At 75.9% G+C, this 13,150-nt stretch carries 13 protein-coding genes and 1 pseudogene; 4 read left to right on the forward strand and 10 right to left on the reverse strand.

The window, feature by feature from the left end; all coding sequences use genetic code 11:
• The 4 genes and pseudogenes from ACWF41_RS21245 to mraZ all read right to left on the reverse strand — a co-directional run.
• A pseudogene (locus ACWF41_RS21245) lies at positions 1-233 on the reverse strand (hypothetical protein); the annotation flags it as partial.
• A 158-nt stretch (positions 234-391) separates the two neighbouring features.
• Positions 392-844 (reverse strand): hypothetical protein, encoded by a 453-nt coding sequence (locus ACWF41_RS21250; RefSeq protein WP_380319530.1) that lies wholly within the window; start codon positions 842-844, stop codon positions 392-394.
• Complete coding sequence (gene rsmH / locus ACWF41_RS21255) at positions 841-1,905, reverse strand: 16S rRNA (cytosine(1402)-N(4))-methyltransferase RsmH (RefSeq protein ID WP_380319533.1); 1,065 nt, start codon at positions 1,903-1,905, stop codon at positions 841-843. The genes ACWF41_RS21250 and rsmH overlap by 4 nt, the downstream gene beginning before the upstream one ends.
• A 236-nt stretch (positions 1,906-2,141) precedes the next feature.
• Positions 2,142-2,576, reverse strand: a complete 435-nt coding sequence (gene mraZ, locus ACWF41_RS21260; RefSeq protein WP_079576362.1) for a division/cell wall cluster transcriptional repressor MraZ — start codon at positions 2,574-2,576, stop codon at positions 2,142-2,144.
• A 423-nt stretch (positions 2,577-2,999) separates the two neighbouring features.
• Here mraZ and ACWF41_RS21265 point away from each other — a divergent pair, with 423 nt between their 5' ends.
• The 3 genes from ACWF41_RS21265 to ACWF41_RS21275 are packed head-to-tail and all read left to right on the forward strand — an operon-like array spanning position 3,000 to position 7,778.
• Complete coding sequence (locus ACWF41_RS21265; protein WP_380319536.1) at positions 3,000-4,106, forward strand: AAA family ATPase; 1,107 nt, start codon at positions 3,000-3,002, stop codon at positions 4,104-4,106.
• A gap of 10 nt (positions 4,107-4,116) precedes the next feature.
• A complete protein-coding gene (locus tag ACWF41_RS21270; protein WP_380319539.1) occupies positions 4,117-5,541 on the forward strand; it encodes a DUF58 domain-containing protein in 1,425 nt (474 codons plus the stop codon).
• Complete coding sequence (locus ACWF41_RS21275) at positions 5,538-7,778, forward strand: transglutaminase family protein (protein WP_380319542.1); 2,241 nt, start codon at positions 5,538-5,540, stop codon at positions 7,776-7,778. The genes ACWF41_RS21270 and ACWF41_RS21275 overlap by 4 nt, the downstream gene beginning before the upstream one ends.
• Positions 7,779-8,063: 285 nt before the next feature.
• Here the strand turns inward: ACWF41_RS21275 and ACWF41_RS21280 are convergent, their stop codons facing one another.
• Genes ACWF41_RS21280 through ACWF41_RS21290 form a run of 3 tightly spaced genes read right to left on the reverse strand, consistent with a single transcriptional unit; the run spans position 8,064 to position 10,287 of the window.
• The gene (locus ACWF41_RS21280) at positions 8,064-8,498 is read right to left on the reverse strand and encodes a DUF3040 domain-containing protein (protein ID WP_380319545.1); all 435 of its coding nucleotides are present in this window, start codon (positions 8,496-8,498) and stop codon (positions 8,064-8,066) included.
• Between the two features lie 38 nt (positions 8,499-8,536).
• Positions 8,537-9,814, reverse strand: a complete 1,278-nt coding sequence (gene dinB, locus ACWF41_RS21285) for a DNA polymerase IV (protein WP_380319548.1) — start codon at positions 9,812-9,814, stop codon at positions 8,537-8,539.
• Entirely contained in the window at positions 9,811-10,287 is a 477-nt protein-coding gene (locus ACWF41_RS21290) for an SAV_6107 family HEPN domain-containing protein (RefSeq protein ID WP_380346891.1), read from the reverse strand. Before ACWF41_RS21290 ends, dinB begins: the two co-directional genes overlap by 4 nt.
• 219 nt (positions 10,288-10,506) lie before the next feature.
• Here ACWF41_RS21290 and ACWF41_RS21295 point away from each other — a divergent pair, with 219 nt between their 5' ends.
• Positions 10,507-11,319: a spermidine synthase gene (locus tag ACWF41_RS21295; RefSeq protein ID WP_380319554.1), complete on the forward strand. Its 813-nt coding sequence runs from the start codon at positions 10,507-10,509 to the stop codon at positions 11,317-11,319.
• A gap of 69 nt (positions 11,320-11,388) precedes the next feature.
• Here ACWF41_RS21295 and ACWF41_RS21300 read toward each other — a convergent pair whose 3' ends face one another.
• The 3 genes from ACWF41_RS21300 to ACWF41_RS21310 form a co-directional block, all read right to left on the reverse strand.
• Entirely contained in the window at positions 11,389-11,592 is a 204-nt protein-coding gene (locus ACWF41_RS21300; RefSeq protein ID WP_380327144.1) for a cold-shock protein, read from the reverse strand.
• 170 nt (positions 11,593-11,762) lie between these two features.
• Complete coding sequence (locus ACWF41_RS21305) at positions 11,763-12,701, reverse strand: proteasome assembly chaperone family protein (RefSeq protein WP_380327147.1); 939 nt, start codon at positions 12,699-12,701, stop codon at positions 11,763-11,765.
• A gap of 126 nt (positions 12,702-12,827) precedes the next feature.
• A partial coding sequence (locus ACWF41_RS21310; protein WP_452183218.1) for a response regulator occupies positions 12,828-13,150 on the reverse strand: 323 nt, incomplete at its 5' end.

Here is a 13,150-nt window from a genome sequence, read left to right on the forward strand (position 1 = left end):
GGGGTGCGGGCGCCCGCCGGCCGGACGGCGCCCGAGCCCGTGCGCCGCGCGGTCGTGGTCCGGCCGCCGACGCCGCCCCGCGGCGTCGCGGGGTTCGTGTTACGCACCGTGCCCCGCCCGGAGGCCGGCCGGGCCGCGCCGCGCGCGCCCGACGCGGAGCCGGACGCGGCGCGCGGCGCGGAGCCGGACGAGGTGCGCGGCGCGGAGCCGGACGAGGTGCGGGAGGAGCTCACCCCCCGAGTCTGCGGGGCAGCCGCCCGCCCCGAGCGACCCTGGACCGGGCGTGTCGCACGCCCGGCCGCCGAGCCGCGCCCGTTCCCGCGCCCGTTCCCGCGCCCGTTCCCGGACCCGCTGCCGGCGCCCCGCGCCGACCCGGGCGCGCGTCGCTCGCTCACCGGTTCCCCGCGGTGCCCGCCTTCGCGTCGCCCTCGCCGATGCCGACGGTGGCGCGCTTCTCGATGCTGATCATCGTCGGGTCCTGCGCCGGGACCATGCCGAGGTCGGTGGCGCGCTTCGCGAGGGACGCCTCTGCGGCGCGCAGGTCCTCCTGCTTGCCCTGCACGTCCTGTGCGACCTGGCCGACCTGGGCCTGCAGCCGCGCCGCCTCGTAGGACCCGCGCGCCATCGACGTGTTCAGGAGCAGGGCCGCAAGCAGCGCCCCGGCGAGGATGAGCGCGCACAGCACGAGGAAGGGCACGCCCGACGTCGCCTGGAGCGGTGCCCGGACGGCGTCGAGCCGTCGCCCCCGGTCGGCGGCGCCGCCCGGCAGCGAGGTCAGCGGCGCGCGGCGGGGTGCCGCGGCGGGACGGGTCCCGGGGGTGGCGGGGGCACGCAGGGCGCTCATCGGCGGTCCTCCTTGGTGGGGCGCGCCGCGGTCGGGCGCTTGGTGGTCGGACGCCTGGTGGTCGCGGGCGTCGTGCGCAGGTGGTCGGGGGTGGGACGGACGCGGCGCGCCGCCCGCAGCCGCACCGAGGCGGCGCGCGGGTTGCGCTCGAGCTCGGCCTCGTCGGCCTCCTCGGCCCCCCGCGTCAGGGCCTCGAGGTACGGCTTGTGGGTCTCGGGCTCCACGGGGAGGCCCGCCGGTGCGCTCGACGTCGTGCCGCGCGCCAGGGCCCGCTTGACGATGCGGTCCTCCAGCGACTGGTAGGACTCGACGACGATCCGGCCGTTCGTGGCCAGCGCCTCGATCGCCGCGGGGACGGCGCGCTCCAGCACCTCGAGCTCGCCGTTCACCTCGATCCGCAGCGCCTGGAACGTGCGCTTCGACGGGTTGCCGCCCGTCTTGCGGGCGGCGGCCGGGATGGACGCGCGCACGAGGTCCGCGAGCTCGCCCGTCCGCTCCCACGGGCGCTCCTCGCGCCGTCGCACGATCGCCCGGGCGACGCGCGGCGCGAACCGCTCCTCGCCGTACTCCCGCAGCAGCCGGGCGATGGCGCGCTCGTCGTAGGAGTTGAGGACGTCGGCGGCCGTGATGCCGCGCGTCTGGTCCATCCGCATGTCGAGGGGCGCGTCCTGCGCGTAGGCGAAGCCGCGGTCGGCCTCGTCGAGCTGCAACGAGGACACCCCGAGGTCCATGAGGACGCCCTGCACGCCGTCGAGCCCGAGCTCCGCGACGACGTCGCCGATCTCGTCGTACACCGCGTGCACCGGGGTGAAGCGCTCCCCGAAGCGGGCCAGCCGCTCGGACGCCAGGCGCAGCGCCTGCGTGTCCCGGTCGATGCCCACGACCCGGGCCGTCGGGACCTGCTCCAGCACGGCCTCGGTGTGCCCGCCCATGCCCAGCGTGCAGTCGACCAGCACGCTGCCCGGCTCCACCAGCGCGGGCGCGAGGAGGTCCACGCACCGCTGGAGAAGCACGGGCAGGTGACGGTCGCCCGTCGCACGCGCATCGTCCGGTGTCGTCATCGGTGGCTCTCCTCTCGGTGCTCGTCGGTGCTCGTCGGTGCTCGTCAGTGCTCGTCGTCGGTCGTCCGCGTCGTCCGCGGTCGCCCTGTGATGCTCGGGCCCCGCCCGGCCAGGTCTCCCTCCGCGCCGTTCTGGCGCCGGGGAAGTGCGCCAGACCCTCGCGGGAGGAGGCCTCGTCGTGCGGGGCCCGGGTGACGCCCGTGGAGGCGCCGGTGCTGCTGTGCGGTTGTGGTCGGTCAGAACTGCAGGTCGGGGAAGATCTGCTCGGACGTCTCGGAGTACGACGACTCCTGCTCGGCCAGGTAGGTCTCCCAGGTGGTCCGGTCCCAGACCTCCACGCGGGTGCCGGCGCCGATCACGGCGACGTCCCGGTCGAGACCGGCGTACGTGCGCAGGGCGGCCGGGATGACGACCCGCCCCTGCTTGTCCGGCAGCTCGTCGCTCGCACCCGACAGGAACACGCGGAGGTAGTCGCGCGCCTGCCGGCTGGTCACGGGGGCCTGCCGCACCTGCTCGTACATGCGGCCGAACTCGTCCATGGGGAGGAGGAAGAGGCAGCGCTCCTGCCCCCTCGTCATGACGAGGCCGGGAGCGAGTCGGGCCCGGAACTTCGCGGGGAGGATCAGCCGGCCCTTCTCGTCGAGCTTGGGGGTGTAGGTGCCCAGCAGCAGCCCGGCCCCCGGAAACGTGTCCTCCAGACCTGCCACGGCTCGCACCTCCCCTCGCGCTCCCGCATCCTCCACGCTACTCCACTTTGCTCCACCAGGCGCGGCAAAGGATGGGCAGTTCTCCCCATCTCACCCGCTCCGCGCACAGTCCCCACACATCGCCCCAGGTCAGGGCGCCGGGGCCCGGTGCAGGCCCCGGTGGAGCGCGGTGGAGGGCGTGCGCCGACCCGGCCCCGGACGGTCTCCCAACCGGGCCCCGCACGAGGGCCCGCGGCCGGTCCGGTCGGCCCGCCCCCGCGCCGCCGCGGCCGGCCGGCGGGTCGTGGAGGAGGGTGGAGCGGGTGATCCGGGTGATCGACGTCACGCGGGGCCGTGATTCCACTAGGCTGCGAGGACCGTCACGAGCACGTGAACCGGAGGTCACCCGTGCACCCAGAACCCGTCTCCCCCACGCTCGCCGGCGCACGCACGGAGACGGAGGACACCTCGGGCCGCGCCCACGCGGACGGCGCCGACCCGGCCGCCCTGGCGCGCGACCTCGACGCGCTCGTCGCCGCGACGACGCGGGTGCGCGAGGCCGTCGACTCGGTCGTCTCCGGTCGCCCGGGCCTCGCCGAGATCACGGTCGCCGTCCTGATCGCCGAGGGTCACCTGTTGATCGAGGACGTCCCGGGAGTCGGCAAGACCACCCTCGCCAAGGCGCTGGCCCGCAGCATCGACTGCCGCGTGGGCCGCATCCAGTTCACCCCGGACCTGCTGCCGAGCGACCTCACGGGCGTCAACATCTTCCGCACGTCCACCCACGACTTCGAGTTCCGGCCCGGCCCGGTGTTCAACAACGTCGTCATCGGCGACGAGATCAACCGCGCCTCGCCCAAGACCCAGTCGGCGCTCCTCGAGTGCATGGAGGAGGGCCAGACCACGATCGACGGGACCACCCACACGCTCCCGCGGCCGTTCCTCGTCGTCGCCACCCAGAACCCGGTGGAGATGGAGGGCACGTACCCGCTGCCCGAGGCGCAGCGCGACCGCTTCATGGCCCGTCTCACCGTCGGCTACCCCGACACGGACGCCGAGCTGCAGATGCTCGACCGGCAGGAGTCCGCCGACCCGCTCGCCCACCTGTCCCCCGTCACCACGGGCGACGACATGGTGCGCTACGCCGAGGTCGTGCGGGCCGTGTACGCCGCCGCGCCCGTGAAGCAGTACGTGCTCGATCTCGTCGGCGCGACCCGCGGCCACGACGGCCTCCGCCTGGGCGCGTCCCCGCGCGCCTCGCTGCAGCTCCTGCGCGCGGCGAAGGCCGTCGCCGCCATGGCGGGCCGCACGCACGTGCTCCCGGACGACGTCCAGGGCCTGGCCGTCCCCGTCCTCGCGCACCGCCTCATCCTCAGCACCGAGTCGCGGCTCGGCGGCGTGACCCCCGAGCACGTCGTCGAGGAGATCGTCCGGCGCACGGACGTGCCCGGCGGGCGCACGGTGTCCGCGCTCCCGCCGGCCGGGTCGGTCGCGCGCCCCTCGCGCGGCCGGTAGGGCGCCGACCATGACCGGCGACGACGCCGCCCGGCCCGCACCGGGCCGCGCCGAGACCGGCGCGCCCGGCCCGACCCCGCCCGCCGCGGCAAGGGACGACGCGCACCCCGCGCTGCGGCGTCTCGCCCGCGTCCGCCCCACCCGCCGCGGCACGGCGCTGCTGGTCGCGGGCCTCGTGCTCGCGGCGCTCGGGGCGTTCCTCGAGCTGCCCGACGTCGTCGGGCTCGGCGCGGCCGCCGTGCTGGCCGTCCTGCTCGCCTGGGCGCTCATGGGGACGCAGCGCCTCGACGCCGGCCGCGGCGCGCTGGTCGTCACGCGCGAGCTCACGCCGAACCCGGTGGTGCGCGACCAGACCGCGTCCGTCCGCCTCGTCGTGGGCGCCCGGGCCCGCACCGGCGCCGCCTACGAGCGGCTCGCGCGGCTGAAGCTCTCGGAGCAGGCGGCGCACGAGCTCGCCGGGCCGCACGGCATCCGCGCCCGCGTCACGGCGCACGCGGACCGCATCACGGTCTCGTACGCGCTCACCCCCTCCCGGCGCGGGCGCTGGCCGCTCGGCCCGCTGCTCACCACCCGCACCGACGTCTTCGGCCTGGTCCGGACCACGCAGCCCCTCGGCGTCGCGACGAAGGTCGCCGTCTGGCCGCGCACCGTCGAGCTGCCCACCCGCACCCGGGTCCTCGGCGAGGTCGACCGCGCCGCCACCGGGGCACGCTTCGCCTCGACCGACGACTCCGTGCTGCGCGAGTACGTCTCCGGTGACGACCCCCGCCGCGTGCACTGGGCCGGGTCGGCCCGGCAGGGGCGCCTCATGGTCCGCGCGGACGAGAGCGCCGGCGTGCGGCCGGTGACCGTGCTGCTGGACCGGTCCCTGCTGCCGCCGCCCGTGGACCCGCGCACCGGGGTCTGGCCGTCGTCGCGCGGCGCCCGCACGCACGCGGACGGCGAGCGGGCCGTGGAGCTCGCCGCGTCGATCGCCGTGTCCTTCCTCGAGGCGGGGCACCCCGCCCGCCTGGTGCCCACCGGCACCGGCCCCGTGCCCGTGCCGTTCGCCGCGGGCGCGCGCACGGGCCGCGCGACGATCCTCGACCAGGCCGTCGACCTGCACGGCCACCGCGGCGCGGCCGACGCCGAGCGCGCCGTCCTGGAGACCGTCCGCTCCCTGCGTGCCAACCGCGCGCAGGACGAGGTCCTCGTCGCGGTCCTCGGCCCGCAGCCCGAGGCCGCCCTGCGGGAGATCGCCGAGCTCGGCGTCGAGGGCACCTGCTGGGCGCTCGTCGTCGCCCTCCCCGAGGCGCGCTCCCGCGAGGCCGCCGCGCTGACGGGCGCCGAGGCCGTCGTGGGCGACCTGCGCGCCGCGGGCTGGCGGGTCGCGACGTGCCCGCCCGGCACCCCACCGGACCGCGCCTGGGCGCTGCTCGCCGAGGGGATCGCATGATCCCCGCCCACGCGGGCCCGACCGCCCGCACCATCGCCTCCGGGGTGCTCGTCGCCGTCGCGGTCGCGGCGTCGATGCTCGCCCTCACCAGCGTCGTGGTCCCCGGCGGCTGGACGCGCGCCGGGCTGGTCGGCATCCTCCTCGTCAGCGCGACGACCGTCACCACGCGGGTGGTCCTCGAGCGCCGAGCACGCGCCCGCGGACGCCGCCCGCGCGAGACGGGGAGCGGGTGGCCCACCCTCCTCGGGGCCGTCGTCGCGGCCTGGTTCCTGGCCGCACGCTTCGGCGGTCCGACCGCCGACCCCACGTTCTTCGTCACCCCCGAGCACGTCTCGCGGGTGGTGGCCCGGCTCGGCGAGGCCGGCGAGATCGCCCGTACGGAGGTCGCGCCCGTCGCGGGCAGCGTGCCGATCGGCCTGCTCGCGGTGGGAGGCACCCTCCTCGTGCTCCTCCTCGCCGACGCGATCGCCGGTGCTCTGCGGCGGCCCGCCGGCGCGGGCCTGCCGCTCCTGGCCCTCTGGGCGCCTCCCCTCGTCCTGACCGGGCGGGTGCCGTGGGGCGTGTTCGTGGTGACCGTGACCGCCCTCCTGCTGCTCCTGACCATCGACGGCCCTCTCGCGGCGCGGTCCCGGCGCCAGGAACGCACCCCCGGCCCGGTGCGCCGCGCCGAGCGCTCCCGCGCCGTGGCCACGACGGCGGCCGCGACGGCACTCGCCGTGGTGGCGGGCCTCGTCGGCAGCGCGTCGGCCGCCCTCCCGGGCGGGCCCACCGGCTGGTACCGCGCCTTCACGACGACCGGCGACACGATCCGCCTCGCCGAGGACCTCGACATCCTGCGCAGCCTCACCGAGCGGTCGAGCTCCGTGGTGCTCACGTACGACACCGGGTCCGACGCCGACGTCGGCCCGCTGCGCAGCTACACCGCCACCGCCTTCGACGGGCGTCGCTGGCAGCGCGGGGAGGAGCGCGCCGGCCGCGACTTCGGCGCCGACGACGTCCTGTGGCCCGACGACCCGCCCTCCGGGAAGAGCACCGTCCGCTCGGTGGCCCTCGAGGTCGGCGAGCTGCGGGACGACAAGCTCCCCCTCACCATCGACCCCCGTGCGGTGGACGCCGGCGACGCGGGCGGGAGCTGGGGCTACGACCCGATCCGCGACGAGGTCGTGGGCGGGCTCACCGGTGCCGGCGACTCGTACACGCTCACCGTGCACGAGCGCGACCTGACCCCCGACCGGCTGCGGGACGCCCCCGCCGCCGACCTCGACCCGATCTACACCCAGGTGCCCGACACGGCCCACGCGGGCGACGTCGAGGAGGCGGCCCGCGACGTCGTCGACGACGCCGACACCGTGTACGACCAGGCCGTGGCCCTCCAGCGCTGGCTGCGCGACCCGACCCGGTTCACCTACTCGACCACCATCCCGCGCGGCGGCACCGGCGACCCCGTCTGGGACTTCCTGCAGAACCGCACGGGGTACTGCATCCAGTTCGCCACGACGATGGTGGTCATGGCCCGGTCCCTCGGGATCCCGGCGCGCATCGCCGTCGGTTACCTGCCCGGCGACCGCACCGGCGACACCACCTGGCAGATCACCGGGCAGGACTCGCACGCCTGGCCGGAGATCTACTTCCCCGGTTCGGGTTGGGTGCGGTTCGAGCCCACGCCGGCCCAGCAGACCGGGAGCGCGCCCGCGTACACGACGCCGCGCGTGCAGGGTCAGCCGGCGCCCGCGCCGACGTCCGGCGACCTCCGGGACCACCGGCCCACCAGCGACTCGACGGCGACGGACGAAGCCACACCCACGGCCTCCACGGCGGTGTCGGCGACGCCGATCGTCGACACCGGGCTCCCCGCCTGGGTGTGGATCACGGCCGGCTCCCTCATCGTCCTGCTCGCCGGCGGGCTGGTGCTCCTCCTGGCGCGTCGACGACGGGCCTCGCAGGACCTGGACCCGGAGCTGGCGTGGCAGCAGGTGCTCGGCGCCCTCGCGTCCGAGGGGGTCCGCCTCCCGCCGGACACGACGCTCCGCCGGGCGCCCGAGGTGATCTCCTCGGCGGTGACCACCCGGTCCGGCCGGTCCCTGACTCCCGAGGTGCTCGCGGACCTGACCGTGCTGGCCGGGGCGGCCGAGCAGAGCCGGTACGCGCGCGACCCCGACGCCCCCGCGCAGGACGAGCTGGAGCGCCTCACCGACGCCGTCACCGCCGGGCTCGGCGAGACGCTCGGCGCGCGCTGACGACCGCCGGGGACTGACGGGGACCGGAGACACGGGACACGAGGCCCGGAGATCGAGCACAGGCGCCCGCACACACGGGCCTGCACACACGGGCCTGAAGCCCACGGAGCCGGCACACCCCGTGCCGGAGCCCCAGGGCCGGAGACATGCAGGAGCAGGGCCGAAGGCATGCAGGAGCCCGGCCGGTCGTTGGACCGGTCGGGCTCCTGCGGTGTTCAGGTGGGCCGCGGTGCCGGACGCCGGGGGTCCGCCCCGGTCACCCGGCGCCTCCCTCGGCGCCGGGCCTCAGCGCCCCTGGTCGCGACGACGCTCCCAGCGCTCCTCGAGCCGGGAGAGGAAGCCTTCCTTCTTCGCCGCCGGCGCGGGTCGAGGGGCCGGCTGACCGGTGCGGGCCCGGTCAGGATTGGACGTCGGGTCGATCGTGCCGTCGGGGCGGACGACGCCCGTGGGGCCGGACTTCGACCGGCGGGGAGCGGCGAACGCATACGCGACCCCGGCGAACATGAGGACGAAGCCGGCGACGCCGACCCAGGCCTCCGAGCTCGCGGCACCGAGCACGAGAAGCAACAGCCCCGCGACGACTCCTACGCCGGCCAGGACATACCGCAGGGGCGACCGGCGGCGCGCCTGCTGCAGGGTGTTGGCCAGACGGGGGTCGTCGCTGCTCAGCGCGCGCTCCATCTGCTCCAGCACTCGCTGCTCGTACTCGGACAGTGGCATCGAGTCCCCCCGGGTCTCGCGGTGGAACGGTAACCCCCTCAGGATATGCCTGCGCTGCCCGGCGCGGTAGTCGGCGAGGGTGAACCCCGACCCCGACCCGAGCCGGCGCCGAGCGTGATCGCCGAGCTCCCGAACCGCTCCCGCACCGCGTCGAGCGCCAGCTCGGCCTCGCGCCGCGCCTCCTGCCGCGGATCTACGGCCTCGTCGAGGGTCACCTGCTCCGCCAGACCGGACCTGACCTGCAGGTTCTCTCCGCGGACACCGACCAGCCGGACGGGCAGCCCGCGAAGGTCCGCGGCGCGCAGGAGCTCTCGCGCGACGAGATGGATCTCCCGGGCGACGTCCGTGGGCCCGTCGAGGGTGCGGGACCGGGTCAGCGTGCGGAAGTCGCTGGTGCGCACCTTGACGGCGACGGTGCGCGCGACGACGCCCTGGTGGCGCATCCTGGCGGCGACTCGGTCCGCGAGAAGCAGCATCCGGTGCTCCACCTCGCCCAGGTCCCACAGGTCGCGCTCGAACGTGGTCTCGGCCCCCACGCTGCGCTCCTCGTGCCCGGGGACGACGGGCCGCGGGTCCCGTCCCCAGGCCAGGTCGTGCAGGTGCGCGCCGGCCACCGACCCGACGGCCGCCTGGAGGGTGGGCACGTCGGTGTCCGCGAGCTCGGCGACCGAGGTGATGCCCCACCGGGCGAGCGCTGCCTCCGTCTTCTCCCCCACGCCCCACAGCGCGCCGACGGGCAGCGTGCGCAGGAAGGGCACCGTGGCGCCTGCCGGCACCAGCAGCATCCCGTCGGGCTTGGCGTGGGTCGAGGCGAGCTTCGCGACGAACTTGTTCTGCGCGACGCCGACCGAGCACGTGATCCCGTGCTCCGCGCGGACCTGCTCGCGCAGCCGGGCACCGATCTCCGTCGGAGCCCCGAGGCGACGCCGCGCCCCGCTCACGTCGAGGAAGGCCTCGTCGACCGAGATGCGCTCCACCAGGGGCGTGATGGTGGAGAGCAGCTCCATGACCGACTCCGACACGTCGTGGTACAGCCGGTGGTCCGGCGGCACCACGACGGCCTGCGGGCACAGCCGCAGGGCGGCCGGCATCGACATCGCCGAGCGGACCCCGAACGCGCGCGCCTCGTAGGTCGCGGCGAGGACGACACCCCGCTCGCGGCCCCCCACGATCACGGGTCTCCCGCGGAGCTCCGGCCGGCGCACGAGCTCGCAGGACGCGAAGAACGCGTCCATGTCGACGTGCAGCACGGACGTACCCGACTCGTCCGAACCCCAGTCGCGGAACGCCTCGGCCGCCCGCGGGCCTCGGCTCACGACGCCGCCGGGGCGACCGCGAGCGGCCGGGCGAACCCGGCACGCGGGTCGACCAGCAGGCCGACCTCGTCGCGGAAGTCCTCCGCGCACGCGACCAGCTCGGCGGCGCGGTGCGCGTCGACCTCGGGCTCGAGCCCCGCCTCCACGGCGGCCCGCACCCGGGCGCCCGACGCGAAGTACCCGGACCAGGCGGCGAGGTCCGGCTCCACGAGCGCGAGCATGTCCCAGACGGAGCGGGCCCGCGAGCGTGCCGAGGGGCGGCCCCGCAGCGCGACGACCGCGGCCGCCGCGCGGAGCGCCGCGAGGTGGGCGTGCACGAAGCGGTCCGCCGGGTCCGACGCCGTCGACGCCTGCGCGAGCTCGGCGTCCGAGCGGTCCAGCAGGCTGACCACCTCGGGGCTCGGGGGCAGCACCCCCACGCCGACCGGGCCACGACCGCCCGGCGTCCTGGCAGATCCCGTACGAGCCGACATCCTGCACCTCCCGTGCTCCGCGGCCTTCCCCGCGTCCGACCCAAGTGTCGAACACCTGTTCGATTTCTGTCAACCGCCGGGCCGAGGCCCGGCGCCGGCCGCCGAGCGGGGAGACTGGGACCCATGTCCCGCACCTCCCGAGGCGGCTCCCGCCCCGACCGCCGGTCCGGCCGACGCCACCCAGCATCCTCCGACGTACCGACACTCCCCGACGGCGAGGTGCCGATCGACACCGGCACGGCCCGGGTCGAGCGCGACCCCGACCACCCCGACCGCGTGACGCTGCACGTCAACGGCGTGCCGAGCTCCGCCCTCGACCTCGCCGACCCCGGCTTCCTCGCCTTCGAGTACATGCAGCAGATTGCCGCGGTCCTGGCCGGGCTCCCCGACGGCCCGCTCCGCGTGCTGCACCTCGGGGCGGCTGGGTGCGCGCTCGCCCGGCACGTCGAGCACGAGCGGCCCGACTCGCGCCAGCTCGGCGTCGACGTCGATGCCCGCCTGCTCGAGCTCGTCCGGGGGTGGTTCGCGCTGCCGCGGGCGCCCCGGCTGCGGCTGCGGGCGGACGACGCGGGCCACGCCCTGGCGTCCCTCGCACCGGAGTCGTTCGACGTCGTCGTGCGCGACGTCTTCGCCGGCGACCGCACCCCCGACCACCTGGCCGACGCCGGCTTCGCCGCCGCCGCGCACCGGGTGCTGCGACCGGGCGGCGTGCTGCTGGCGAACTGCGCGGACCGGCCCCCGCTGCACCTCGCGCGCCGCGAGGTCGGGCACCTGGCGGCCGCGTTCGGCCCCGACGCGGTGCAGGACGGCCGGGTCGGGGTGCTCGCCGAGCACGCCATCCTCAAGGGGCGCCGCTACGGCAACGTGGTCCTCGTGGCCGTGCGGCCCGAGCCCGAGGAGGACGACGGTGCCGGGGCACCCCCGACGGCGCCCGACCTGGACGATGCCGCGCTCGCGCGCCGCCTGCGCAGCCTGCCCGTGCCCGCGCGGCTCCTGGTCGGGGACGAGCTGGCCCGGTTCGCCGGCGCCTGAAGGCCCCCGCGCACGACGACGGCCGCGCCCCCACGCCGGGACGCGGCCGTCGTCAGACGTGCCGGGGACTCAGAGCGGGACGACCTGCTCCGCCTGCGGACCCTTGGGGCCCTGGGTGATCTCGAACTCGACCCGCTGGGCCTCGTCGAGGGAGCGGTACCCCTGCGACTGGATCGCGGAGTAGTGCACGAAGACGTCGGCACCGCCGTCGTCCTGGGCGATGAAGCCGTAGCCCTTCTCGGAGTTGAACCACTTCACAGAACCTTGCGCCATGCTGATCCTTCGACCTTCCGTCACAACGGTCACGGGCACACCGGGCGGCCACCCGTCGCTGCACAGGCCGCCGCCGCGGTTCCTGCGAGGAACGCCTCTGCAACGCGGTCAGTGTGGCACGGACCACACCGTCGTGCCACGGATATGCCGCGCAACGACCATTGCGGGCGTCAGTCGTCGTCGCGCTGGGCCAGGAACCTCTCGAACTCGGCGCCGAGCTCCTCGGCCGTGGGCAGCGGCGCCTGCTCGGCGAGCAGGCTCGGGCGGCCCACCGACCGCGTGAAGGCGTCGTACTGCTCCTCGAGCGCCCGGACGACGGCCTTGACCTCGGTGGACTCCCCGACCTGCTTCTCCACCTCGATCGTCGCGTCGGCCGCGGCCTCGGCCAGGAGGCCGGTCGCCAGGTCGAGACCCGTGGCGCGCTCCACGTGCCGCAGCGCCACCACCGCGGCCGGGGCGTAGCGCGACTGCGCCAGGTAGTGCGGCACGTGGACGGTGAACCCGATCGCGTCGTGCCCTGCCTCGCCGAGGCGGTACTCCAGCAGCGCGGCCAGCGAGCCCGGGACGCGCACGGTCCCGAAGAACGACGTGTAGTCCTCGACCAGGCCCGGCCGCGTGCCGTGTGCCGTCAGGGAGAGCGGCCGCGTGTGCGGCACGCCCATCGGGATGCCGTGGAAGCCGACCGTCAGCGAGACGTCGAACCGCTCCACGAGCCCCTTCACCGCCGCGACGACGCGCTCCCACTGCAGGTCCGGCTCGGAGCCGTGCAGCAGCAGGAAGCCCGTCCCCTCCCGGTCCGCCACGTGGTCGAGCACGAGGAACGGCTCGTCGTACGACGACCACCGGTCGGCGTCGAAGGTCATCCCGACCCGCTTGGAGCGGTAGTCCAGCAGCCGGTCGACGTCGAACGTCACGAGGCGGGTGGTGGTCAGCTCGTCGGTGACGTGGTCCACGGCGATCTCGGCCGCGGAGCCGGCGTCGACGAACCCGTCGAGGGCGTGCAGCAGCACGGGTCCGTCGCCGGTCGACGGGGCGTCGGGCCCACGGCGGGGCAGGACGCGCTCGACGGCGGCCTCGTCGACCTCGTAGATGCTCTGCGGGTCCAGCAACGGTGTCCTCCTCGGGTTCCGGCTCGCGCCGGCGGGCTCGCGCCCGCAGGAGTGACAACCGTCCCGCCGCCAGGATCCTTCCCGGCCGTCGGCACCGCCGTCGCACCGTGCCGCGGTGGCCCGCGGTCAGCGGCGCGGCAGGCGCACCACGGTGACGAAGAAGTCGTCGATCTGGCGGACCACCTGGATGAACCGGTCGAAGTCCACCGGCTTGGTCACGTACGCGTTCGCGTGCAGCGAGTACGAGCGGAGCACGTCCTCCTCCGCCTCCGAGGTCGTGAGCACGACCACGGGGATGTGCTTCAGCCGCTCGTCGGCCTTGACCGCGGCGAGCACCTCCCGGCCGTCCATCCGCGGCAGGTTGAGGTCGAGGAGGATGAGGTCGGGCGTCGGGGCGTCCTCGTGCTCGCCCTCCTTGCGCAGGTACGCCATCGCGCTGACACCGTCGG

The sequence above is a fragment of the Isoptericola sp. NPDC055063 genome, from assembly GCF_053608125.1.

Bases quoted from the DNA above. Each gene is read 5' to 3' on its own strand.
- ACWF41_RS21250 (WP_380319530.1), bottom strand. From the start codon at position 844: ATGAGCGCCCTGCGTGCCCCCGCCACCCCCGGGACCCGTCCCGCCGCG.
- rsmH (WP_380319533.1), bottom strand. From the start codon at position 1,905: ATGACGACACCGGACGATGCGCGTGCGACGGGCGACCGTCACCTGCCC.
- ACWF41_RS21270 (WP_380319539.1), top strand. From the start codon at position 4,117: ATGACCGGCGACGACGCCGCCCGGCCCGCACCGGGCCGCGCCGAGACC.
- ACWF41_RS21275 (WP_380319542.1), top strand. From the start codon at position 5,538: ATGATCCCCGCCCACGCGGGCCCGACCGCCCGCACCATCGCCTCCGGG.
- ACWF41_RS21280 (WP_380319545.1), bottom strand. From the start codon at position 8,498: ATGCCACTGTCCGAGTACGAGCAGCGAGTGCTGGAGCAGATGGAGCGC.
- ACWF41_RS21290 (WP_380346891.1), bottom strand. From the start codon at position 10,287: ATGTCGGCTCGTACGGGATCTGCCAGGACGCCGGGCGGTCGTGGCCCG.
- ACWF41_RS21300 (WP_380327144.1), bottom strand. From the start codon at position 11,592: ATGGCGCAAGGTTCTGTGAAGTGGTTCAACTCCGAGAAGGGCTACGGC.